Source organism: Streptomyces sp. NPDC005722 (assembly GCF_040630935.1).
Classification (GTDB): domain Bacteria; phylum Actinomycetota; class Actinomycetes; order Streptomycetales; family Streptomycetaceae; genus Actinacidiphila.
Window position 1 is genome coordinate 217,728 of the sequence record NZ_JBEXYN010000003.1, and the last position, 22,227, is coordinate 239,954.

General features: G+C 74.5%; 19 protein-coding genes and 1 pseudogene. 8 read left to right on the top strand and 12 right to left on the bottom strand.

Annotated elements, in window-relative coordinates; translation table 11 throughout:
- Nucleotides 1-12: 12 nt before the first annotated feature.
- The 5 genes from ABZ479_RS05085 to ABZ479_RS05105 form a co-directional block, all read right to left on the bottom strand.
- Nucleotides 13-219 (bottom strand): hypothetical protein, encoded by a 207-nt coding sequence (locus ABZ479_RS05085; RefSeq protein WP_500459983.1) that lies wholly within the window; start codon nt 217-219, stop codon nt 13-15.
- Nucleotides 219-815 carry a YceI family protein gene (locus ABZ479_RS05090; RefSeq protein WP_500459984.1) on the bottom strand — a complete coding sequence of 199 codons (597 nt, stop codon included), beginning with the start codon at nt 813-815 and terminating at the stop codon, nt 219-221. Before ABZ479_RS05090 ends, ABZ479_RS05085 begins: the two co-directional genes overlap by 1 nt.
- A 79-nt stretch (nt 816-894) precedes the next feature.
- Nucleotides 895-1,644 (bottom strand): SDR family oxidoreductase, encoded by a 750-nt coding sequence (locus ABZ479_RS05095; protein ID WP_500459985.1) that lies wholly within the window; start codon nt 1,642-1,644, stop codon nt 895-897.
- 172 nt (nt 1,645-1,816) lie between these two features.
- The gene (locus ABZ479_RS05100) at nt 1,817-3,517 is read right to left on the bottom strand and encodes an L-aspartate oxidase (protein ID WP_500459987.1); all 1,701 of its coding nucleotides are present in this window, start codon (nt 3,515-3,517) and stop codon (nt 1,817-1,819) included.
- Nucleotides 3,518-3,735: 218 nt separating this feature from the next.
- A complete protein-coding gene (locus ABZ479_RS05105; RefSeq protein ID WP_500459988.1) occupies nt 3,736-4,968 on the bottom strand; it encodes an NAD(P)/FAD-dependent oxidoreductase in 1,233 nt (410 codons plus the stop codon).
- A gap of 225 nt (nt 4,969-5,193) precedes the next feature.
- On the opposite strand from ABZ479_RS05105, the pseudogene fdxA reads away from it, so the two are divergent.
- The 4 genes and pseudogenes from fdxA to ABZ479_RS05125 all read left to right on the top strand — a co-directional run.
- Nucleotides 5,194-5,508: pseudogene (gene fdxA / locus ABZ479_RS05110) on the top strand (ferredoxin); the annotation flags it as partial.
- 264 nt (nt 5,509-5,772) lie between these two features.
- Complete coding sequence (locus tag ABZ479_RS05115) at nt 5,773-8,214, top strand: SpoIIE family protein phosphatase (RefSeq protein WP_500459990.1); 2,442 nt, start codon at nt 5,773-5,775, stop codon at nt 8,212-8,214.
- Nucleotides 8,215-8,345: 131 nt separating this feature from the next.
- Entirely contained in the window at nt 8,346-8,945 is a 600-nt protein-coding gene (locus ABZ479_RS05120) for an ALF repeat-containing protein (RefSeq protein WP_500459992.1), read from the top strand.
- An 84-nt stretch (nt 8,946-9,029) separates the two neighbouring features.
- Nucleotides 9,030-9,710: a DNA alkylation repair protein gene (locus tag ABZ479_RS05125; protein ID WP_500459993.1), complete on the top strand. Its 681-nt coding sequence runs from the start codon at nt 9,030-9,032 to the stop codon at nt 9,708-9,710.
- Nucleotides 9,711-9,834: 124 nt separating this feature from the next.
- Here ABZ479_RS05125 and ABZ479_RS05130 read toward each other — a convergent pair whose 3' ends face one another.
- On the bottom strand, nt 9,835-10,467 hold the full coding sequence (locus ABZ479_RS05130; RefSeq protein WP_500460212.1) for a response regulator: 633 nt from the start codon (nt 10,465-10,467) through the stop codon (nt 9,835-9,837).
- Nucleotides 10,467-11,729: a sensor histidine kinase gene (locus ABZ479_RS05135; RefSeq protein ID WP_500460213.1), complete on the bottom strand. Its 1,263-nt coding sequence runs from the start codon at nt 11,727-11,729 to the stop codon at nt 10,467-10,469. The genes ABZ479_RS05130 and ABZ479_RS05135 overlap by 1 nt, the downstream gene beginning before the upstream one ends.
- Before the next feature lie 240 nt (nt 11,730-11,969).
- Between ABZ479_RS05135 and ABZ479_RS05140 the strand changes: the two genes are divergently transcribed.
- Nucleotides 11,970-12,707 carry an ABC transporter ATP-binding protein gene (locus ABZ479_RS05140; RefSeq protein ID WP_500459995.1) on the top strand — a complete coding sequence of 246 codons (738 nt, stop codon included), beginning with the start codon at nt 11,970-11,972 and terminating at the stop codon, nt 12,705-12,707.
- Nucleotides 12,701-15,193, top strand: coding sequence for an ABC transporter permease (locus tag ABZ479_RS05145; protein ID WP_500459997.1), 2,493 nt, complete (start codon nt 12,701-12,703; stop codon nt 15,191-15,193). The genes ABZ479_RS05140 and ABZ479_RS05145 overlap by 7 nt, the downstream gene beginning before the upstream one ends.
- Before the next feature lie 103 nt (nt 15,194-15,296).
- On the opposite strand, the gene aceE is transcribed toward ABZ479_RS05145, so the two are convergent.
- Together aceE and ABZ479_RS05155 are read right to left on the bottom strand one after the other, a co-directional pair.
- Nucleotides 15,297-17,999: a pyruvate dehydrogenase (acetyl-transferring), homodimeric type gene (gene aceE / locus ABZ479_RS05150; RefSeq protein ID WP_500459998.1), complete on the bottom strand. Its 2,703-nt coding sequence runs from the start codon at nt 17,997-17,999 to the stop codon at nt 15,297-15,299.
- A 117-nt stretch (nt 18,000-18,116) separates the two neighbouring features.
- A complete protein-coding gene (locus ABZ479_RS05155; protein ID WP_500459999.1) occupies nt 18,117-18,860 on the bottom strand; it encodes an SDR family oxidoreductase in 744 nt (247 codons plus the stop codon).
- A 397-nt stretch (nt 18,861-19,257) separates the two neighbouring features.
- Here ABZ479_RS05155 and ABZ479_RS05160 point away from each other — a divergent pair, with 397 nt between their 5' ends.
- Nucleotides 19,258-19,638, top strand: coding sequence for a cupin domain-containing protein (locus ABZ479_RS05160; protein WP_500460215.1), 381 nt, complete (start codon nt 19,258-19,260; stop codon nt 19,636-19,638).
- Entirely contained in the window at nt 19,635-20,279 is a 645-nt protein-coding gene (locus ABZ479_RS05165) for a TetR/AcrR family transcriptional regulator (RefSeq protein ID WP_500460000.1), read from the top strand. The genes ABZ479_RS05160 and ABZ479_RS05165 overlap by 4 nt, the downstream gene beginning before the upstream one ends.
- A 52-nt stretch (nt 20,280-20,331) precedes the next feature.
- Here the strand turns inward: ABZ479_RS05165 and ABZ479_RS05170 are convergent, their stop codons facing one another.
- The 3 genes from ABZ479_RS05170 to ABZ479_RS05180 all read right to left on the bottom strand — a co-directional run bounded on the left by ABZ479_RS05170 (nt 20,332) and on the right by ABZ479_RS05180 (nt 22,197).
- Complete coding sequence (locus ABZ479_RS05170) at nt 20,332-21,306, bottom strand: alpha/beta fold hydrolase (RefSeq protein ID WP_500460002.1); 975 nt, start codon at nt 21,304-21,306, stop codon at nt 20,332-20,334.
- Complete coding sequence (locus ABZ479_RS05175) at nt 21,303-21,491, bottom strand: hypothetical protein (RefSeq protein ID WP_499611833.1); 189 nt, start codon at nt 21,489-21,491, stop codon at nt 21,303-21,305. The genes ABZ479_RS05170 and ABZ479_RS05175 overlap by 4 nt, the downstream gene beginning before the upstream one ends.
- A 178-nt stretch (nt 21,492-21,669) precedes the next feature.
- Nucleotides 21,670-22,197, bottom strand: coding sequence for a hypothetical protein (locus ABZ479_RS05180; protein ID WP_500460003.1), 528 nt, complete (start codon nt 22,195-22,197; stop codon nt 21,670-21,672).
- Nucleotides 22,198-22,227: the final 30 nt, after the last annotated feature.

Sequence of the window (22,227 nt, forward strand, 5' to 3'; positions counted from 1 at the left end):
CGACGTGCCGCCTCAGTGGTCGTCGCCCGGGTCCTGCCCGGGCAGGAGACCGGAGCCGCGCAGGCCGCTCAGGGCCTCGGCGACGGCGAGCATGCGGTCTGTGACGTCCGCGAGTTGGCGGCGCAGTTCGACGACGCGCCGCTCCAGGGCGACGGCCTGGGCCGTCAGGGCCGCGGCCGTGGCCGCGGGATCGGGGCGCCGGCCGGGGGAGCGGGTCATCACGGGACCTCCGGGCCGAGCCGTAGCGCTGAGACGCCGAGTTCGAGCCGCACCGTGTCCCCGAGCAGGACACCCCCGGACGCGAGGGGCGCGCTCCAGGTGAGGCCCCAGTCGGAGCGGCGGAGGGTGGCCGCGCCCTCGAAGCCGGTCCGCCGCTGCCCGTCGGCGTCCCGGACGGTCCCGCCGTAGCCGAGGTCGAGGTGCAGCGGCAGTTCGACGTCCTTGATCCTCAGTTTCCCCGTCAGGCGGAAGGTGTCCCCGCCCAGGGGCACGACCGCGGTGGAGCGGAAGACCATCAGCGGGAAGGCCGCGGCGTCCAGGAAGTCGGGGCCGGTCAGGTGGGAGTCCCGCGCCGGGACGCCCGTGTCGAGGCTGCCGGTCTGCACGCTCACGTGGGCCTCGGAGCGGGCCGGCCGATGGGCGTCGAGCCGCAGGAAGCCCTCGAAGGCCGTGAACCTGCCCCGTACGGCGGCGACCACGGCGTGCCGGACGGAGAAGCCGACCGCGCTGTGGAGCGGGTCGATGACGTACGCACCGGTCACCCCCTCCCGCGGACGGGAGCGTGGGACGGTGGTTTCCGCGCGGTTCCTGGGCATGGCGGGTCGACCTCTTCGTACGGGGTGGGTCTCGGGGCCGCGGTGGCCCCCGCCGCCGGGCAGGGGCCACCCGCGGGGCTCACCGGTGCGCTTGCGCGAACCAGTCGGCGAAGCGGGTCGCGCCGAGCTGCGCGCCGGAGCCGGGGACGAGGGAGCCGTCCTGCAGCTCGGACCCGTAGTACGTGGCGTGCGGGTCCGCGACGACCGTGCGGGGGTCGTTCTGGGAGGTCAGCACGTCACGCACCAGCTCATCGAACTGGAACACGTCCGGGCCGGCGATCTCCACCACGCCGTTGAGGGGCTCGCCGGCCGCGGTGCGGGCGACGGCGGTGGCCACGTCGTCGGAGAAGATGGGCTGGAACTTGACGGGCGCGATGCGCACCGTGTCGCCCTCGGTGCCGGCGTCCGCGATGCCGTTCACGAACTCGAAGAACTGCGTGGCGTGGACGATGGAGTAGGGGATGCCCGACGCCTTGATCAGCTCCTCCTGGGCCAGCTTGGCGCGGAAGTAGCCGTTCTCCGGGAGCCGGTCGGTGCCGACGATGGAGAGCGCGACGTGGTGGGTGACGCCGGCCTCGGCGTTCGCCTTCATGAGGTTGCCGGTGCAGGTGCGGAAGAAGTTCATCACCGCGTCGTCCTCCCAGGAGGGCGAGTTGGAGACGTCGACCACGACCTGCGCGCCCTGCAAGACCTCGGCCAGGCCCTCACCCGTCAGGGTGTTCACGCCGGTGTTGGGGGAGGCCGCGACGGCCTCGTGCCCGTGCGCGTTGAGCTTGGCGACGACCTTCGAGCCGATGAGCCCGGTTCCGCCGATGACTACGACCTTCATGGAAATGGAGTCCTCTCGGATGGTGTCGTGCGCGGGGCGCACGCTGTGGTGACCCGCTCCACCGGCACCGGCAGGCAGGTGCACGCCGGTATAGACCGGGCGGCGGAGCGGTTTGTGACAGGGGCCCGGCGTGGGTGGGCCCCGGTGCCTCGTCCGGTGCGGCGGCCCGCCGCTACTCGACGAGCTTGCCCTCGGTGGAGACGTCCTGCATCAGGGCGGCGATCTCCTCGGGGACGGCCGGGATGGACTCGCGGGTGACGCCGGTCGTGGGGGACCAGACCAGGTTGACCCGCAGCGCGGGGTCCGTCTCGGGGTGGTCGCTGCGGTTGTGGCAGCCACGGGTCTCCCGCCGCTCCAGCGCCGACTCCAGCGTGGCGCGCGCCGCCAGGGCGGCCGACTTGAGGTCGAAGGCGTGCGCGAGGTCCTGGTAGCCGGCGATGTCGGGGTGGATCCCGACCGACTCCATGCGCTTCTCGATGGAGTCGAGTTCCGCCAGGCCGGCGCGCAGGCCCTGCTCGTCGCGTACGACGCCCGCGTGCTCGGTCATCGTGTTGCGGATGGCGCGCTGCAGGGCGCGGACGTTCTCCGGGCCGTCCGCCGCCAGCAGGTCGTCCACCTCGGCGCGGGCCCGTGCCACCGCCTCCGCCGAGCGCGGCAGCGAGGTCAGCCCCAGCGAGTAGGCGGCGGCCGCCCGGCCCGTGATGCGTCCGAAGACCAGCAGCTCGATGAGGCTGTTGCCGCCCAGGCGGTTCGCGCCGTGCAGGCCGCTGGACGCCTCGCCGATGGCGTACAGGCCGCGGACGTCGGTGCTGTGGTCCTCGGGCCGCACCCAGACGCCGCCCATCGAGTAGTGCGCGGTCGGCGCGATCTCGATCGGATCGCGGGTGATGTCCAGCATCTGCAGGTCCAGCAGCGTCTGGTACACCCGGGGGAGCCGGTTCATGATCGTCTGCCGCGGCAGGTGGGAGACGTCCAGCCACACGGCGCCCTTGGGCGTGCCGCGGCCCTCCTTGATCTCCGTGTACGAGGCGAGCGCGACGCGGTCGCGGGTGGACAGCTCCATGCGCTCGGGGTCGTAGCGGCTCATGAACCGCTCGCCGAGCGCGTTGCGCAGGATGCCGCCCTCGCCGCGGGCCGCCTCGCTGACGAGCGTGCCGGCCGCGTTCTCCGGCTCGATGATGCCGGAGGGGTGGAACTGGACGAGCTCGGCGTCGCGCAGCCGGGCGCCGGCCTCCACGGCCAGGCGGAACGAGTCGCCGGTGTTCTCGTCGCGCCGGGACGAGGTGCGCCGCCAGATGCGGGTGTGACCGCCCGCCGCGAGGATGACCGCGTCGGCGTGGATGAGGTAGCGCGTGCCGTCGGTGAGGTCGAAGCCGTACGCGCCGAACACGGCCCCGTCGTGCTCGAGGATGCGGGTGATGTACACGCCCTCGAGCACCGGGACGCCGAGCTGCTCGGCCCGCCGGACGAGGGTGCGCTGGATCTCCAGGCCGGTGTAGTCGCCGGCGAAGGCGGTACGGCGGTACTTGTGCGCGCCGAAGAAGCGCTGCGAGATCCGGCCGTCCTCCTCGCGGGCGAAGGCCATGCCGTACCGCTCCAGGTCGTCGATGCCCCGGGCCGCGCCCTGGGTGACGATCTCCACGGTGCGGGGGTCCGCCAGCAGGTAGCTCTCCTTGAGCGTGTCCGCGGCGTGCTGCTGCCAGCTGTCCTCGGGGTCCATGGTGGCCAGCGCGGCGTTGATGCCCCCGGCCGCCAGGGCGGTGTGGGCGTCGTCCTTGGGCCGCTTGCCGACGGCGAGGACGTCGATGCCGGCCTCCGCCAGTTCGATCGACGCGCGCAGTCCCGCGCCTCCCGTGCCGATCACCAGCACCATGGTGGAAATGTGTCGTTCTGTGGGGGCCACGGTCCGCTCCGATCACCTTGGTTGTCACTGAGTACGACCGGGCGGCCGGGCCGTCTGTGACACCGTCCCCGGCCGGCCGGGGACCCGGTACGGCGGCGCCGGGAGGGCGTGAAAAGGCGTGGGACAGGCATGGAGAAGGCGTGGGACGGCCGGGTCGTCCGGCCGTCCCACGCCCGTGGGCCGTGAGGTCAGGCGGTGACCTGGTCCAGCGGCACCTTCGGGTCGGCCAGGCGCGCGTCGTCGACCGCGGCGCGCGACGTGATCAGCTCGCGCACCGGCTCGACGACGTCCCACACATTGACGTTCATCCCGGCCAGGACGCGGTTCCCCGACATCCAGAAGGCCACGAACTCCCGCGCGGCCTTGTCCCCGCGGAAGACGACCCGGTCGTAGCCGCCGGGCTCCACGTAGCCGGTGTACTCCATGCCGAGGTCGTACTGGTCGGTGTAGAAGTACGGCAGCCGGTCGTAGACGGCGTCCTTGCCGAGCATGCCCTGCGCGGCCGTGGCCGGCTGGTTCAGCGCGTTGGCCCAGTGCTCGACGCGGATGTGGCGGTCCAGGAACGGGTGGTGGGCGTTGGCGACGTCGCCCGCCGCGAAGACGTCCGGCGCGGAGGTGCGCAGGTGCGCGTCGGTGACGACGCCGTTCCGCACCTCCAGCCCGGCCGCCTCGGCGAGCTGCACGTTGGGGGTGATGCCGACGCCCACGACCACGGCGTCCGCGGGGAGGTGGGTGCCGTCGGCGAGCCGCACCCCGTCGGCGCGGCCGTCGCTTCCGGTGATCTCCTCCACCCGTACGCCGTTGCGCAGCACGACGCCGTTGTCGGTGTGCAGGCCCGCGAAGACCTCGGCCGCCTCGCGCCCGAGGACCCGCAGCAGCGGCAGCTCCTCGGCCTCCAGCACCGTCACCTCCGCCCCGGCCTGCCGGGCGGCCGCGGCGGTCTCTAGGCCGATCCACCCGCCGCCGATGACGACGATCCGCGCGCCCGCGGTGAAGGCGTCCTTGAGCCGCTCGCTGTCGCCAACGCGGCGCAGGTAGAGCACGCCGTCCAGGTCCGCGCCGGGCACGGGCAGCCGGCGCGGCGTCGATCCGGTGGCCAGGAGCAGCTTCGTGTAGGGCAGGCGCTGCCCGTCGTCGAGCCGCACCTCCTTGGCCCCCGCGTCGAGCCCGGTGACGGTGGTGCCCAGCCGCAGGTCGACGTCGTGCTCGGCGTACCAGTCGGCGGGGTGGACGAAGATCGAGTCGCGGGTCTCCTTGCCGAGCAGGTAGCCCTTCGACAGCGGCGGGCGGATGTAGGGCCTGTCCGGTTCGTCGCCGATGAGGACGAGCCGGCCGTCGTAGCCGTTCTCCCGCAGCGCCTCCACCGCCTTGCCCGCGGCCAGACCGCCTCCGACGATCACGAAAGTGTTCTCAGGGGACACGATGCACCTCATCTCGGATGTCGCTTGCTGCGAACCACGTACGGAGAGTCAATCACCAGACCGCTCCGCACCCCGTCGTGTGACACAGCCGTCGTGTCGCCGGGCCGTCCGACGGGTGCCCTCGTCACAACGTCAGGGAGTTGCCGGTCATACGGCTGATCGAAGGACGCCCGGGGCACAGCCGGCCCGCCGGTGGTCGTCCCCGCCGCGACCGAGGAGCCGAAGGTGGCCTACGTCATCGCGCAGCCCTGCATCGACGTCAAGGACCGGGCGTGCGTCGCCGAGTGCCCGGTGGACTGCATCTACGAGGGCGGCAGGACGCTCTACATCAACCCCGTCGAATGCGTGAACTGCCGGGCCTGCGAGCCCGTCTGCCCGGTCGAGGCGGTCTTCCACGAGGACGACCTTCCGCAGGAGTGGGCACGGTACAGGGAGGTCAACGCCGAGTACTTCGGGTCCCTTCCGGGTCCCGGCGAGCACGGCAGGCCGCTGGTCGGCGACGGGGACCACCCGTACGTGGCGCAACTGCCGTCGCAGGACTCCCGGAAGAAGGACATCGCCGTCTTCGCCATCGGCAAGGAGGAGGCCGAGGAGGCCGACCTGTGGTTCCCGCTCTGACGGTTCGGCGGGACGCGGCCGCGGACGCGGGCGCGGGCGAACCCGCCCCCCAGGACCTCGACCCCGCCGTCGCCGTGCGCCTGCGGCGTTGTCACAGATCCGGCGGCCGGCCGGTCTGATCCCCGAAAGTGCAAATCAGGCATTCTGCCCAGCTGTCTGAGGACGAGACCCTGAGGACGAAACCCGATGACCTGCACCGACGTGGTGACGCATGGCAAGCATGTGAACGCGCCCGGGATATCCGACTCCGCCTTCGCGATCTTCGACGAGCGGGGGACGGTGGTCGCGTGGACGACCGCCGCCGAGCGTCTGGTCGGACACCCCGCCGCCGACGCGGTCGGCCGTTCCGCCGCTCTGGTGCTGCCGTCCTTCGGGGAGACCCCGTCGATGCCGGCCTTCACCGAACGGTGCCGTGCCGAGAACGGCTGGCCGGGTACGGCGGCGGTGACCCACCGGGACGGGCGGGCGATCGAGGTCAGCCTGCGGATCACGACGCTGCGGGGCCGGAACGGGGCGACCCGCTGGCTGGCCACCCTGACGGACGCCGGCGCGCTCTCCGGGGACGCGGCCGGCGGACCGGTGTGGGGGCCGCTGCTCGCCCGCGCGCCCATCGGAGCCGTCGTCCGCGACCCGCAACTGCGCTGCGTCCTCGTCAACGACGTGATGGAGGAGCACGACGGCGTCCCGAGCGACCGGCGGCTCGGCCGGCGGTTCGTGGACGTCCTGGCCGGCGCCAAGGCCGGCGCCCTCGAAGCGGTGATGCGGCAGGTGCTGAGGAGCGGCACCACCAAGGTGCACGAGTACCGGACGTGGCTGCCGGTGAGCAAGGGCCGGGAGCATCCGTTCGCGGCGTCCTTCCACTGCCTGCAGGGCGCCGACGGCGAGTCGCTCGGTGTCTGCGTCATCAGTGCCGACGTCGTCGAGAGCCGGCTGGTGCGCGAGCGCCTCGCCGCCGTCGGCGAGGCCAGCGCCCGTCTGGGCAGCACCCTGGACGTGATGCAGACCAGTCAGGAACTGGCCGACCTCGCCGTGCCGTTGCTCGCGGACTACGTGGCCGTGGACCTGGAGCAGTCGGTGCCCTTCAGCGAGGGCCCGCCGGCGCGCGTCGACCTGGCGCGCGGGCGCCTGCCCGTCCTGCGGAGGGCCGGTCTGGCCTCCGTGCACCCGGGTGCCCCGGGACTGGTGTGGGTGCGGGGCGAACCGGTGCCCGTGCCGCCCCGCTCGCCCTTCGCCCAGGTGATGAGCACCGGCAGGCCGCACCTGGAGCCGATCCTGGACACCGCGCCGGGAACGTGGATCGACCACGACCCGGCCGTGGCGTCGAGGATCCGCGCGAACGGCGTCCACTCGCTGATGGTCGTCCCGATCCGCGCCCGGCGCGCCCTGCTGGGCGTGGCCGTGTTCCTCCGCACCACGGACCCGGAGCCGTTCCAGGAGGTCGACCTGCTGCTGGCCGAGGAACTCGTCGCGCGCGCCGCCGTGGCACTCGACAACGCCCGCCAGTACGCCCGCGAGCACACCGCGGCCCTCACCCTGCAGCGCAACCTGCTGCCGCGCCGGCTGAGGGGCGGCACGGCCGTCGAGGCCGCCTCGCGCTACCTGCCGGCCGACATGGACCACGGCGTCGGCGGCGACTGGTTCGACGTCATCCCGCTGTCCGGCGCCCGGGTCGCCCTCGTCGTCGGCGACGTCGTCGGCCACGGGCTGCACGCCGCGGCGACGATGGGCACGCTCCGCGCCGCCGTGCGCACCCTCGCCGACATGGAACTGCCGCCCGCCGAACTGCTGGCCCGCCTCGACGACACGGTCCAGCGGCTCGTCGAGGAGGACACCGACCCCGCGGACGAGACGTCCGCCGTCGTCGGCGCCACCTGCCTGTACGCCGTCTACGACCCGGCCACCCGCCGGTGCGCCATGGCCAGGGCCGGGCATCCGCCGCCCGCGATCGTCGACCCCGGGGGCCGGGTGAGCTTCCCCGACCTCCCCACCGGGGCGCCCCTGGGCATCGGCCTCGGCGACCCCTTCGAAGCGGTCGAACTGGAGCTGCCCGAGGGCAGCCTGATCGCCCTCTACACCGACGGCCTGATCGAGAGCCGCGAGGGTGACATCGAGGAAGGGATGCACCGCCTGGGCACCGCCCTCGCGGAGCCGGGCCACTCCCTGGAGGAGCTCTGCACCCTTGCGACGGCGAGCCTCCCGGCGCAGGCCCCCTCGGACGACGTCACCCTGCTCCTGGTCAGGACGCTCTCGCTCAGCCCGGCGCAGGTCGCCTCCTGGTCCCTGCCCAGTGACGAGAGCTCCGTGCGCGACGCCCGGCGACTGGCCGCCGCCCAGCTGACCCGGTGGGGCCTGGACGGGCTCGGGCCCGCCACGGAACTGCTCGTCAGCGAACTGGTCACCAACGCCGTCCGCCACGGCGCCGGCCCGGTCGGCCTGCGCCTGATCCGGCACCAGGCCCTGACGTGCGAGGTGTCGGACACCGGTGCCTGTGCCCCACGGCTGCGCAGCGCGCGCGGCACGGACGAGAACGGCCGCGGTCTCTTCCTCGTCGGCCGGCTCTCCCGCCGCTGGGGGTCCCGCGCGGCGGCCCGCGGAAAGGTCGTGTGGGCCGAACTGGAACTGGCCTGACCGCACGACCGGGACGGGCCACCGCACGGCAACGACCCGGCGCCGAAGACTGCCGGGGCCTGGAAATGATCTCGCGCACGCGCGACGGCGAGAATCCGGGTACCGACAGTCCGACCCGGAGGCGACACACCATGAGGCCCACCCGCGTTGCCCTGCTCGCAGCGGCCACCGCACTCACCCCGGCACTGCTCCTCGCCACCCCTGCGTCCGCCACCCCCGCCCCCGTCACCGCGCCGGGTGCCCCGGCCGCGGCGACGACCGCGCCCGGAACACCGGTCGACGACATGCCGGAGGGCGAGCTCCGCACCGCGATCCTGCGCATCCTCGCGGACCCGGACTCCGGAAGGGCCGTCGTCCGCGAGGCCGACGAGGCCCTCGACGGAACCGCCGCCGACATGCGCGCTTTCCTTGAGACGGGTTACCGCCTGGCGCAGGCGGAGGACGACCGGGTCGCGATCTTCCGCATCCTGGCCGACGAGGACAGTGGCAAGGGTGTCGTTCGTGAGGCGACGCGGGCTCTTGAGGCGGACAGTCCGGAGGCGTTGCGCGCTTTCCTTGAGACGGGTTACCGCCTGGCGCAGGCAGAGGACGACCGGGTCGCCGTCTTCCGCATCCTGGCCGACCCCACCATCAGTGACGCGCTGCGCACCGCCGCCGAGGCGGTCGTCGACGGCACGCCGGAGGAGCTGCGCCACTTCCTGGAGGCAGGGCGGTACGAGCTGGCCGGCTGAGGACGGGGCCGCCGGCCGTGCCCGGCCGGCGGCCGCCTCCCGTCTCGTACGCTGGACCCCGTTCGTCAGGGAGAGGAGGCTGCGGTGACCGGGACGACGGCGGCAGAGGTGACGGCCGAGCTGGCCGCGCTCGAGGACCCGAGGACGCGCGCCGTGAACGCCAGGCACGGCGACGACCACGGCGTGAACCTCGGCAAGCTGCGCGCGGTCGCGAAGCGGCTCAAGACGCAGCACGAACTCGCGCTGCGGCTGTGGGAGACGGACGACACCGCGGCCAGACTGCTGGCGCTGCTGATCTGCCGCCCGAAGGCGTTCGGGCGGGACGAACTGGACACCATGCTGCGCGAGGCGCGCGCGCCCAAGGTGCACGACTGGCTCGTGAACTACGTGGTGAAGAAGAACCCGCACTCCGAGGAGCTGCGCGTGGCCTGGCTCGCGGACCCCGACCCGGTGGTGGCCTCCGCCGGCTGGGCGCTGACGACCGAGCGCGTCGCGAAGAGGCCCGACGGGCTGGACCTCACGGGACTGCTCGACGTCGTCGAGGCCGAGATGAAGGACGCCCCGGAGCGCCTGCAGTGGGCGATGAACCACTGCCTGGCGCAGATCGGGATCGAGCACGCCGGCCTCCGCACCCGTGCCGTCGGCATCGGCGAGCGCCTGGAGGTGCTGAAGGACTACCCGACCTCGCCGGGCTGTACGTCCCCGTTCGCGCCCGCCTGGATCGCCGAGATGCTGCGCCGCCGGGACGAGCCGGAGACCGCCTGAAGGACCGCCCGGACGCCGGGAGTCGGGCCGGCCGCCACCCACCGCCGGACGGGCGCGCACCACGACCGAGCCGCCGGGCCCGACCTGGCCCGCGCCGGCCGCGGCCCGGTCCGTCGCCCCGGACTCAGGCCCTCAGGTAGGCCAGGACGGCCAGGACACGGCGGTGCGTCCCGTCCGACGGGGGGAGGTCGAGCTTGGTGAGGATGCTGCCGATGTGCTTGCCCACGGCCGCCTCGGAGACCACCAGTTCGCGGGCGATCGCGCCGTTCGACTTCCCCTCCGCGACGAGCGCCAGCACCTCCCGCTCCCGCGCGGTGAGCCGTTCCAGCGGATCGCGGCGGCGGCGCAGCAACTGCCGTACGACCTCGGGATCGACGACGGTGCCGCCCGCCGCGACCTCGCTGAGCGCCGCGACGAACTCCTCGACCTGGCCCACCCGGTCCTTCAGCAGGTAGCCGAGCCCCGTTCCGTCGCCGGAGTCCAGCAACTCCGCGGCGTAGGCGCGCTGGACGTACTGGCTCAGGACGAGGACGGGCAGGGCGGGCCGCTCCCGGCGCATCCGCACCGCGGCCCGCAGGCCCTCGTCCTGGAAACCGGGCGGCATGCGGACGTCCGTCACCACCACGTCGGGGGAGTGCTCGGCGACGGCCGCGACCAGCGCGTCGGCGTCGCCCACGGCGGCCACGACCTCGTGCCCGCAGCGGCCGAGGAGGCCGGTCAGCCCGTCCCGCAGCAGCACGCTGTCCTCGGCCAGCACTACGCGGAGCGCTCGGTCCACTCGCAAGGGATCTCCACACGCAGCAGGGTCGGTCCGCCCGCGGGGCTGGACAGGGAGAGTCTGCCATCCAGCACGGACACCCGGTCGGCGAGCCCCGTCAGCCCGCTGCCCGCGCCCGGTTCGGCACCCCCGCGGCCGTCGTCGCGGACCTGGAGGACGAGCCGCCCGTCCCGGTGGCCTCCGCTCACCTCGGCGCGGCCGGCCGCGCTGTGCCGTGCGACGTTGGCGAGGGCCTCGCGGACCACGAAGTACGCGGCGGCCTCGACGGCCCGGGGCAGCCGCCCCGGCAGTTCCAGGTCCACGTCGACGGGCACGGCGGAGCGGTCGGCGGCGTCGGCGACGGCCGCCGCCAGGCCGTAGTCGGCCAGCACCCGGGGGTGGATGCCCCGGACGAGCTCGCGCAGTTCCTCCAGGGCCCGGCCGGCCTCCTCGTGGGCCCGGGCGAGCTGGTCGGCCAGCGGACCGGGCGGCGCGTCCAGCCGGGCCAGTCCCAGGGCCATGGTCAGCGCCACGAGGCGCTGCTGCGCCCCGTCGTGCAGGTCCCGCTCGATCCTGCGGCGTTCCGCCTCGAAGGCGTCCACCAGGCGCACCCGGGAGCGGGTCAGCTCGACGACGCGGGCGCCCAGCCCGCGGTCGCGCGGGGTGAGCAGGAGCCGGGTCAGCCCGGCCCGGGCGCCCGCGGCGACGCCCAGCAGGTACGCGCCGAGCACGAGCAGCAGCAGCCCCAGGAGGGCGGTGCCCCACGCCGCCGGCCACGTGGTGACCGTCCACTGCTTGAGCACCTTCGCCTCGTGCCCCGCCCCGACGCCCGCCATCAGCACCGGAGTCGCGACGAGCGAGAGCGGCACCGCCAGGGCGACGACGACGGCCAGCGCGTCCACCGGCCACAGCAGAACCGCCAACAGCAGGGCGTGGCCGAGCTCGCGCCAGGTCGCCCGCTCCCGCAGCCGCATCGTCAGCCACGCCCACAACCCACCCCTGGCGGGCGGCAGATGGGCCCCCGGTACGGGATCCCGGTCGACCAGGCGCAGCCGGGCCCGCTCCAGGGCGGCGACGGGAAGGCCCGCGAGCGCGGTGAGGACGAGCAGCGGCAGCCCCACCAGGACGACGGCGAGCGCGGCCCCGGCGGCCGCCGCGGTCACGATCGCCACAAGGGCGACGGCGCCCGCGACCACGCCGGTCAGCAGGTATGCCAGCGAGCGCCACGGCCACACGGACAGCAGGAAGCCCCGTCCGGACATCGCCTGCCACACATTCCCCAATTGCATGCGGATCACCGTAGGACGCGTACGTCGCCCCGGACCATCCGCCCAGGGCGAGGACGGGGGTATGCCTGGCCCTACCCCGGATTCTCGTCCCTGCCGCACTGCGCCGCGCCCGCTCCGCGGGATTTCGTGGAGTCGTCCGGGAGGCGTCGCTTCCCGGAGCGCTCCGACGCGCCGGCCGCGGCGGAGGACCGGCACCCGACCCAGTGGGGACAGATGAACGACGACGCCATCCGATTGCACGACGTCAGCAGGCGGCACGGCTCCGGCGACAGCGCCGTGACGGCCCTGGACGAGGTCTCCCTCGCCTTCCCCAAGGGCTCCTTCACCGCCGTCATGGGGCCCTCGGGCTCGGGCAAGTCGACCCTGCTGCAGTGCGCCGCCGGCCTGGACCGGCCCACCTCGGGGTCGGTGCTGCTCGGTGACACCGACCTGACCGCGCTCGGCGAGACCCGGCTGACCCTGCTGCGCCGCGAACGCATCGGCTTCGTCTTCCAGGCGTTCAACCTGCTGCCGACGCTGACCGCCGAGCAGAACGCCGCGCTCCCCCTGCGGCTGGCCGGCCGAAGGCCCTCCCGGGCCGCGGTGCGCGACGTGCTGGGCCGGGTCGGCCTCGCCGACCGGGCCGGGCACCGGCCCTCGGAGCTCTCCGGCGGACAGCAGCAACGTGTCGCGCTGGCCCGCGCGTTGATCACCCGTCCCGAGGTGCTGTTCGGCGACGAACCGACCGGCGCCCTGGACTCGCGGACCGGCCACGAGGTGCTGACCCTGCTGCGCGGCATCGTCGACAGCGAGGGCCAGACCGTCGTCATGGTCACCCACGACCCGGTGGCCGCCTCATACGCCGACCGCGTCGTGTTCCTCGTCGACGGCCGGGTGAACGGGGAGTCCGTCACGGCGGGCGCGGCGGACATCGCCGCGCGCATGGCCGGGCTGGAGGCCGCGGCGTGCTGAGCTTCGTCCTGCACACCCTGCGCACCCGCTGGGTCACCTTCGCCGGCAGCTTCGTCGCGCTGTCCCTGGGCGTCGCGCTGCTGACGGTGACGGGTCTGGTCCTCGCCTCCACCCAGGACGCGCCCGAGCGCGGGCCGGAGCGCTTCGCCGCGGCGCCCGTCGTCGTCCGCGGCCAGGACGCCCTGCGGGTGCCCACGCCGCGGGGCGAGCTGACGCGGTCCCTCGCCCGGCCGCGCGCGGTGCCCGCCGCGACCCTGACCGCGCTGCGGCGCCTCGGCAGGGTCGTGGAGGACCGCGCCTTCCCCGTACGGGCCGAGGGCGGGCCCGGCGACCTCGTCGGGCACCCCTGGTCCACCGCCGCGTTCGCCCCTTACGGGCTCACCTCGGGACGAGCGCCGCGTGCGGCCGACGAGGTCGTCGTGACGGGCGGCTGGGCCGCGCCGGGCGAGCGCGTGCGCACCGACCGGGGGACCGTCCGCGTCGTGGGAACCGCCCGCGCCGCGGGGACCGCCCGGGTCACGGGCACCGTCCCCGGCCGCGGGTTCGAGGACGCCGTGTTCTACACCAACGCCCACGCCGCCCGGCTGTGCCCCTTCAGCCCGCAGTCGGTGGTCGACGCCGACGCCTCCGCGGTACGGGACGCGGTCCGCGGCAGCGGCGCCCGGGTGCTCACCGGGAACGACCGCCGGTACGCCGACGCCGACCCCGGCCGGGACGACGAGGCGGTGACCGCGATGAACGCCCTGTTCGGAACCGCCGGCGGCGTCACGGCCTTCGTGTCGGTGTTCGTCGTGGCGTCCACGTTCGCCTTCGCGGTCGACCGGCGCCGCCGCGAGTTCGGGCTGCTGCGCGCCGCGGGCGCCACCCCGGGCGGAATCCGCCGCATGGTGCTGGCCGAGTCCCTGCCGCTCGGCGTGCTCGCCTCGGCGGCGGGCTGCGTGCTCGGTGGCTGTGCGGCACCGCGGCTCGCCGCGTCCGTGGTCGACGGCGGACTGGCACCGGCCTGGTTCACCGTCGGCGACCACACCTGGCCGTACCACGTCGCCTTCTGGACGGGCCTGCTCGTCGCGCTGGCCGGAGCGGCCGCCGCGTCGTGGCGGGCCGGCCGCACCGGCCCCGCGCAGGCCCTGCGCGAGGCCGCCGTGGACACCGGTGCGATGACGCCCGGCCGCCTGCTGTGCGGCGTCGGCCTGCTGCTGACCGCCGCGGTCACCCTCGGCCTCGCGCTCGCCGGCGACCCCGGCGACCTGCTGCACCGCAAGACGTACGTGAGCCGCCCGATGCTGCTGATCACCGCGACCGCGCTGCTCGCGCCCGTCCTGCTGCGCCCGCCGGCCCGCCTGGTGGCCCGGGTCCTCGGCCGGCTGCCGGGCGCGACCGGCATGCTGGTCGGCGAGAACGCCGCCGCGGGCGTCCGCCGTACCGCCGCGGTCGCCTCGCCGGTGCTGGTCGTGGTCGCCCTCACGGGCTCGCTGCTCGGCGCCACCGCGACCCTCGACCGGGCCGCGGCCCAGGAGGCACGCGAGCGCGTCACCGCCGCCTTCGTGGTCACGGCGCCGGGCGGCGGCACGGGCTTCGGCGCCCGGACCCTGGAGCGCCTGCGCGCGGTCCCGGGGACGGAGGCGTCACCGAGCGCGTCGAGCGAGGTGTACGTCCTGGAGGACGGCCCGGCCCTCGTCCGGTCCCCGGCGCGCGCCGCGGACCCGGAGGCGCTCGCCGCCACCGCCCGAGTGCCGCTCGTCGCGGGGACGCTCGCGGACCTCGACGACGGGTCGGTCGTCGTCAACGAGGAGTGGGAACACCACTCGGTCGGGCAGAGCGTCCGGGTGTGGCTCGGGGACGGTACGAGCAGGACGCTGCGCGTGGCCGCGGTCATGCCCACCGGCACCGGCGGCAACGGCGTGTACGTCACCCCGGCCAACGCCCCCGGCGCCCCCGTCGACCGCGTGGACGTCGCCCTGCCGGACGGCGCCGACCCCGGCGCGGTGGCCGCGGCGCTGCGGGAGGCGGTGGCGGCGGACGGCGGCCGGGTGCTGACCCGCGACGAATGGCTCGCGTCCCTGCGGCCGCGCAATGACGGGACGACCCGGCTCGGCTTCCTGCTGGTGCTCGGCATCGCCCTGCTCTACACCGCCATCTCCCTGGTCAACACCATGGTGATGGCCACCTCCGACCGGGTCCGCGAACTGGCCGCGCTGCGGCTGGCCGGGGCCACACGGCGCCAGGTGCTCTGGCTGGTGGCCGCCGAGTCCCAGGCGGTCGTCGCGGTCGGCGCGCTGCTGGGGCTGGCCGTCGCCGTGCTCAACCTCGCCGGCATGAGCTGGGCACTGGCCCTGCTGTCCGCGCCCGGCGCCCTCGAACCACCGTGGGCGGCCCTGGGCGCGGCCGTGGGGGCGTGCGCGGTGCTCGCGGTCGTCGCGTCGACGCTCCCGGCGTGGGCGGTCCTGCGGGGACGTGCGGCGGCACTCGCGGGGTCGTGCGACTGAACCCCCGCCCCGCGCGGCTTCCGCCGCGGGGCACAGGCCCCCGGCGGTGTCGGCGCCGGGGGCCCGAGGGGACACGCGGGGTGGGCGTGTCCCCTTGCGGGCTTCAGGCCTGCGGGCCGTACCGTTCGCGCGCCCGCTCCACCGTCTGTGGGGTGACCGCACCGGTGCGCGCCAGCCGGTCCAGGGCGGCCACCGCGATCGAGCCGGCGTCCACCCGGAAGTAGCGGCGCACCGCCTCCCGGGTGTCCGACAGGCCGAAGCCGTCCGTGCCGAGCGACGAGTAGTCCTGTTCGACCCACTGGCTGATCTGGTCGGGCACCTGCCGCATCCAGTCGCTGACCGCCAGCACGGGCCCGGGTGCCCCCGACAGCGCCGACGTCACATAGGGGACGCGCCGCTCGCCGTCCAGTTGCCGGCGGTCGGCGTCCAGCGCGTCACGGCGCAGCTCCGTCCAGGACGTCACCGACCACACGTCGGCCGCCACCCCCCAGTCGGACGCGAGGAGTTCCTGCGCCTCCAGCGCCCAGTGGATCGCCGTGCCGGAGGCCAGCAGCTGGATCCGCGGCCCGGCGCCCGCCTCCGCCGCCTCCTTGAAGCGGTAGATGCCGCGCAGGATCCCCTCCTCGACCGACGGCCCGTCGGGCATGGCCGGCTGCCGCTTCGACTCGTTGTAGACCGTCAGGTAGTAGAAGACGTCCTCCGGCCGGTCGCCGTACATCCGCCGCAGCCCCTCCCTGACGATCACAGCGATCTCGTAGGCGAACGCGGGGTCGTAGCTCACGGCGGCGGGGTTGGTGGACGCCAGCAGCTGCGAGTGCCCGTCCGCGTGCTGCAGGCCCTCGCCCGTCATCGTGGTGCGCCCGGCCGTGGCGCCGACCACGAAGCCGCGCCCCAACTGGTCGGCCAGGGCCCAGAACTGGTCACCCGTCCGCTGGAAACCGAACATCGCGTAGAAGATGTAGAACGGGATCATGGGCTCGCCGTGCGTGGCGTACGAGGTGGCGGCGGCCGTGAACTCCGCCAGCGAGCCGGCCTCCGTGATGCCCTCGTCGATCAGCTGACCGTTCTCGGCCTCGCGGTAGTGGAGCAACTGGTCGGCGTCCACCGGCTCGTAGGTCTGGCCGTCCGGGGAGTAGATCCCGGCCGTCGCGAAGAGCGACTCCATGCCGAACGTCCGCGCCTCGTCGGGGACGATCGGCACCCAGCGCCGGCCCGTGTCCGGGTCGCGCATCAGGTCCTTGACCAGCCGCACGAGTGCCATGGTGGTGGCGACCTCCTGCTTGCCGAAGCCCTTCCGCAGCGCCTCGAAGGGGGCCGCCGGAGGCTGCTTCAGCGGCATGGCGACCACCCTCCGCTGCGGAGCGGGGCCGCCCAGGGCGGCCCGCCGCTCCCGCAGGTACCGCACCTCCTCGGAGTCCTCGCCCGGGTGCCAGAACGGCACCTGGTCGCCGCTCAGCGCGCTGTCCGGGATGGGCAGCTCCAAGGTGTCGCGCATCCTGCGGAACTGCGCCATCGTCAGCTTCTTCATCTGGTGGTTGGCGTTGCGCGACTCGAAGTCGGACCCCAGGGTGTGCCCCTTCACGGTCTGGGCGAGCACGACGGAGGGCCCGCCCCGGTGCTCCACGGCCGCGCGGTAGGCGGCGTACACCTTCAGGGGCTCGTGGCCGCCCCGTGACTCCGTGAACAGCTCGGTGATCCGGCTGTCGGTCAGCCCCGCCGCGATGCGGGAGAGCGCGTCGCCGGTGAAGAAGTGCTCGCGCACATAGGCGGCGTCCCGCGCCGCGTACGTCTGCATCTGCGCGTCGGGCACCTCGCCGAGCCGCCGCACCAGCGCCCCGTCGGCGTCCTGCGCCAGCACCGGGTCCCAGGCCGCGCCCCACAGGGACTTCACCACGTGCCAGCCCGCGCCGCGGAACCGGCCCTCCAGTTCCCGCACGATGCTGGAGTTCGACCGCACCGGCCCGTCCAGGCGCTGCAGGTTGCAGTTGACGACGAAGGTCAGGTTGTCGAGGCCCTCGCGCGCGGCGAGCGCCAGCGCGGCCAGCGACTCCGGCTCGTCGACCTCGCCGTCGCCGAGGAACGCCCACACGCGCGACCCGGAGGTGTCCTTGATGCCCCGGGCATGCAGGTAGCGGTTGAACCTGGCCTGGTAGACGGCCGCGAGGGGGCCCAGCCCCATGGAGACCGTGGGGAACTCCCACAGCCACGGCAGCCGCCGGGGGTGCGGGTACGACGGCAGCCCGTGCCCGTCGGCCTCGCGGCGGAAGCCCTCCAGCTGCCTCTCGGTCAGCCTGCCCTCCAGGAACGCCCGGGCGTAGATGCCCGGTGAGGCGTGCCCCTGCACGTACAGCTGGTCGCCGGAACCGCCCCCGGGGGCGTCCTTGCCCCGGAAGAAGTGCTGGAAGCCGACCTCGTAGAGCCAGGCCGCCGACGCGTACGTCACTATGTGCCCACCGAGGCCCAGGTGCGAGCCACGGGTGACCATCGCCGCCGCGTTCCACCGGTTCAGCGCGGTGATCCGCGCCTCCATGGCGAGGTCGCCCGGGTAGTCCGGCTGGGCGGCCGCGGGGATCGTGTTGACGGGTTCCGAGGAGAGCAGCCCCGGGACCGGCACCCCTGACGCGGACGCGTACGCGTGGACGCGGCGCAGCAGATAGGCGGCGCGGTCGGCTCCGGCGTGCCGGATGACGGCGTCGAGCGACTCACGCCATTCCGCGGTCTCCTCGGCGTCGGGGTCGGGCAACCCGTCGGGCGTGCCGGACGTGGGGGAGTGCGCGAACTGTGCGGACTGCGCCGGATCACTCATCGGCGGCCTTCCTGTCGGCGTGTGCGGAGGGGAGGGCGGCGACCGCGGAGCGGAACTCACGGACGGCGGCCGCCGCAGGGGAGTCGTCTCGGCGGAGGTCCGGACGGCTCGCGGGCGTCACCGCCGGGCGAGCCAGTCGCGGAACGTGGTGCGGCCCAGGTGGGCGTCCGCTCCCGGGAGCAGCGCGCGGCGCTGCAACTCGGCGCCGAAGAACCACGCGTGCTCGTCGCCGACGACGCGCCTGCCGCCGCCGGTGGCGGCCAGCAGCTCGGCGGTGAGCTCGTCGAGCCCGAACTCCTCGGGCCCGGCGACCTCCAGGGTGCCGAACAACGGCACGCCCACCGCCACGTGCGCGACCGCGGCCGCGACGTCGTCCGCGGCCACGGGGCGCACCAGGGCGGGCGCCACGCGCACCTCGCCGTCCTGGTGCGTGTCCGCCAGGGCCATCGCCTCGACGCACTCGAAGGACAGCGCGGCCCGGACGATCGAATGGGGGACCGGAGAGCGCCGCACCCGGTCCTCCAGCAGGAGCTTCGCGCGGAAGTAGCCCGACGGCAGCCGCTCGGCCCCCACGAAGGACAGGACGACGTGGTGCTCGACCCCCGCCGTCTCTGCGGCGGCCAGCAGGCCGCTCGTGGCCGTGCGGAAGAACTGCAGGCTGACCGGCTCGGCGGGTGAGGGCGCGTCGGTCGCGTCGACGACGATGTCGGCCCCGCGCAGCGCCTCGGCGAGGTCCCCGTGCGCGGTCCCGCCCGAGGGGTCCCCCTGGGGCAGGGCGACGACCTCCACACCGTGGTCGCGCAGCCTCGCGACGGTCCTGGAGCCGACCGTCCCGCCGGCCCCCGCGACAACGACTCTCATCCGGGTCCCTCTCGTCCGCGGGGCCGGCGGCCCCGGTGGTGTCCTCGTGGCGGCGCAGCCGGCCGCTCCACCTGCTGTGACCACGGCGGCGCCGCGGTTGTGACAGCACCGCGGTGCCGCGAGGGCGGGAGGACGGGGGGAGGGGCCGGGGATGAGGCGGACGTCACAGAAGCGCGTGCTGTCCGGTCGTAGGTGTGAGCAGTCACGTCCGCCCGGAAGGGACGGCGACGGCCGCCGCCCGCCGATGTCGGTCCATCGGCCCGGCGCATCGGCGGCATACCCTCATTTCGTCGCATTCCGGGCAAAACCATGGAGGTGCAGCACAGTGTCGGACAAGGAGACACAGGGCGGCAGCAACGAGCAGCCGCGGTCGGAGGTCTGGAAGACGGCGGTGACGATGCTGCTGGAGGCCAAGCCGCCCTTCATCCCCGAGGACGCCTCGGGGATGACCATCACCGTCGAGTGGCCCCCCGGCGACCCCGGGACCCCGCCGCACCGCCACTCGGGGCCGGCCTTCGGCTACGTGATCGAGGGCGCCGTACGCTTCGAACTCGAAGGCGAGCCCGAGCGGATCGTCAAGGCCGGCGAGACGTTCTGGGAGCCGGGCGGCGACGTGATCCACTACCAGGACGGCAACGCCCTGCCGGACGCGCGGACCCGGTTCGTCGTGACCATGCTGTGCGCGCCAGGGCAGCCGATGCTCACCCTGGTCGAGGACGAGGAACTGGCCCGGCGCGCCCACCTGCGAGCCCCGCGCCCACCGCGGACCGGCGCGTGACCCTTCCCGCGCAGGACGGCGGAACGCGGCAGGACTGCGGGACGCGCTGCGGCCCGCTGCGGGCCGACGCGGTGCGCAACCGGCGCCGGATCCGTACGGCCGCCGGCGACCTGCTCGCCGACCAGGGCGCGACCGTCTCGCTCGACCGGATAGCCCGCCTGGCCGGGGTCAGCAACGCGACGCTCTACCGCCACTACGGGAGCCGCGAGGAACTGGTGGCCGACGTCGCCGAGGGGATCGCGGGCGTGGCCGCCGCCGCCGAGGCCCGGCTGGCCACGAGCGACCCCCTGGTCGCGCTGCGCGGCTTCCTGGAGTCCCTGGCGCCCGCGCGTCCGGCTGCGCTGTACTGCCTGCCCGAGACCCCCGGCGACGATCCGGCGGCGGCAGCCGGACCCCGGGCCCGGGTGGTCGCCGCGACCAGGCGTCTGCTGACCCGCGCGCAGCGGGCGGGCCGGGTGCGGGACGACGTGACCGCCGAGGACGTCCTCGCCGTCGTGTCGCAACTCGCCCGCCCCCTCCCGGGAACCACCTGGCGGGCCACCGAGGAGAGGTGCCCGCGCCTCGTCCGCGGTTACGTGGACGGACTGGTCGTACCCGCCCCCCGGGGACCGCGCGAGCCCTACCACCTGCCCCGCGGATGAACCGGCCGCGGAGGGCGCACCCGCGCCCTCCGCGCGCCGCCCCGACGCCGGGTCAGTGCCGTGGCTGCGGCGGGACGGTGTGTTCCCGTACGAAGGCCGTCACCACGTCGGTGAAGCGCTCGGGGCGTTCGACGTGGGCGAGGTGGCCCGTCTCCTCGAGGACGGTGAGCCGTGCACCGGGGATCCCCTCGTGGATCATCCGTGCCCAGCGAGGTCCGCAGATGAAGTCGTCGGCACCGACCAGCACCAGCGTGGGCGTGGCGATCCCCGACAGCCGCTCGCGGACGTCGAAGGGCGGGCCCTCGCCGAGCGACGGTTCGGCGAACATGCGCAGGGACCCGCGCGCCGGGCCGAACTCCGCCTCGCGCCCCCAGTAGTCGGCGACGTAGGCCGGCATGATCCTGCGGAGGCACGCGGTGGCGCCCTCGTCGTCGAGCCGGCCGAGCGGGGTGGTCAGCGTCTCGGCGTAGCCGGACACTTCGGGGTGCTCCGCGGCGTGACGGCGCGCGAAGCGCTCCATGTTGGCCACGGCGGACGCCCAGAACTCCTCGCCGGTCACCGGGGACGTGTCGTACAGCACCAGTGATCCGAGGCGCTCCGGATGGTCCAGCGCGTACTGCTGGGCGACGAAACCACCGTGCGAATGGCCGAGCAGCGTCACCGCGGGCTGCGCCAGGTGCTCGACCACACCGTTCAGGAAGTGCGTGTACGTCGCCAAGGTGTAGTCGCGAGGATCGGGCAGGCGCCCGGACCCGCCGGTGCCGACCGGTTCGACGTACACCATCGTGAACACGCTCTCCAGGAGCGGCATGCGCAGGTACTCCCAGCCGATGCCGGGCCCGCCCGAGTGGGCGACGCACACCGGGCCGCCGGACCCGGCGACGTGGTACCGCTGCGCGACGGCGGTGCCCCGGTGGTCGACGGTGATCGTGTGCGTACCCGGGGCGAGAGGCCCGGCGCCGTCCGCGGCGCGGGGGAGGACGGCGGGCACGGCGGATGCGTCCACACCCTCCACATGCTGTGTCACGGTGTCTCCGTGGGAGGGAGGCCGGGCAGACCGCGGAGGGCGTCGTGGACGGCGTCCAGCCGGGCGTCCACCGCGGATATCTCCTCGCGCAGCCGGCGGACGTACGCGTCCAGTGAAGCGGCCTCGGCGGTCAGTGACGTGACGATCGCCCGCACGTCGGGGGCGTCATCGGTGTTCGGGAGCATCGTTGCCCTTCCAGGCGGATCGGCCGGTCGAGAACGGAGCGGCCGGAGACGGGAGCAGGGGAACCCCGTACTCCGGCCGCCCACCCGGCGCGGAGCGCCGGTCGAGCACAGTCTCGACAGTCCGGCCGCCCGGAACGTGACAACGACCCGCGGCCGGGGGCCTCGCGGCCCCCGGCCGTCACACCGCGGCCCGGTACAGCCCGCGTCCGGCCCGCTGGACCCTGGAGGCGCCCACCAGCCGGTCGAGCGTGCTGCGCACCGCGTTGATGCTCCCGGAGCTCTCGTCCCGGCCGAGGGCGGCCGCGACGTCACGGGCCCGCACCTCCGACCCGCCCGTGGTGGCCAGGTACTCGAGGATCTGCTCGGTGAGCCTGCCGTAGCCGCCCGGCAGGGAAGCGGCGGTCCCCTCCGCGGGGCCGTCCCCGGCGCTCTCCTCGTCCGGGTCCCCGGTCTCCTCGGCGGCCTCGTCCTCGACGGGGGGAGACGGCCGTTCCGCGTCACGGCCGCCGGGGGCCGGGACGGAGGCACCGTTGACCGACAGGTGGCTGAGGGCGCCGAGAGCCCTGCGCACCGATCCCAGATGGGCGACGACCGCCGCCAACTCCCGTTCGAGTGCCTGCTTCTGCAATTCCAGGCGCTGCAGTTCTCCCTGCAGGGCTCCGGCCGTGACCTGGAGATCCTCGGTCGTGCGCGCTGCTGAGACCATGTGTCCTCTCATTCCCGCCCCTTGGGGGCC

Bases quoted from the DNA above. Each gene is read 5' to 3' on its own strand.
- ABZ479_RS05085 (WP_500459983.1), bottom strand. From the start codon at position 219: ATGACCCGCTCCCCCGGCCGGCGCCCCGATCCCGCGGCCACGGCCGCG.
- ABZ479_RS05090 (WP_500459984.1), bottom strand. From the start codon at position 815: ATGCCCAGGAACCGCGCGGAAACCACCGTCCCACGCTCCCGTCCGCGG.
- ABZ479_RS05095 (WP_500459985.1), bottom strand. From the start codon at position 1,644: ATGAAGGTCGTAGTCATCGGCGGAACCGGGCTCATCGGCTCGAAGGTC.
- ABZ479_RS05100 (WP_500459987.1), bottom strand. From the start codon at position 3,517: ATGGTGCTGGTGATCGGCACGGGAGGCGCGGGACTGCGCGCGTCGATC.
- ABZ479_RS05115 (WP_500459990.1), top strand. From the start codon at position 5,773: ATGACCTGCACCGACGTGGTGACGCATGGCAAGCATGTGAACGCGCCC.
- ABZ479_RS05120 (WP_500459992.1), top strand. From the start codon at position 8,346: ATGAGGCCCACCCGCGTTGCCCTGCTCGCAGCGGCCACCGCACTCACC.
- ABZ479_RS05135 (WP_500460213.1), bottom strand. From the start codon at position 11,729: ATGTCCGGACGGGGCTTCCTGCTGTCCGTGTGGCCGTGGCGCTCGCTG.
- ABZ479_RS05140 (WP_500459995.1), top strand. From the start codon at position 11,970: ATGAACGACGACGCCATCCGATTGCACGACGTCAGCAGGCGGCACGGC.
- aceE (WP_500459998.1), bottom strand. From the start codon at position 17,999: ATGAGTGATCCGGCGCAGTCCGCACAGTTCGCGCACTCCCCCACGTCC.
- ABZ479_RS05155 (WP_500459999.1), bottom strand. From the start codon at position 18,860: ATGAGAGTCGTTGTCGCGGGGGCCGGCGGGACGGTCGGCTCCAGGACC.
- ABZ479_RS05160 (WP_500460215.1), top strand. From the start codon at position 19,258: ATGCTGCTGGAGGCCAAGCCGCCCTTCATCCCCGAGGACGCCTCGGGG.
- ABZ479_RS05175 (WP_499611833.1), bottom strand. From the start codon at position 21,491: ATGCTCCCGAACACCGATGACGCCCCCGACGTGCGGGCGATCGTCACG.
- ABZ479_RS05180 (WP_500460003.1), bottom strand. From the start codon at position 22,197: ATGGTCTCAGCAGCGCGCACGACCGAGGATCTCCAGGTCACGGCCGGA.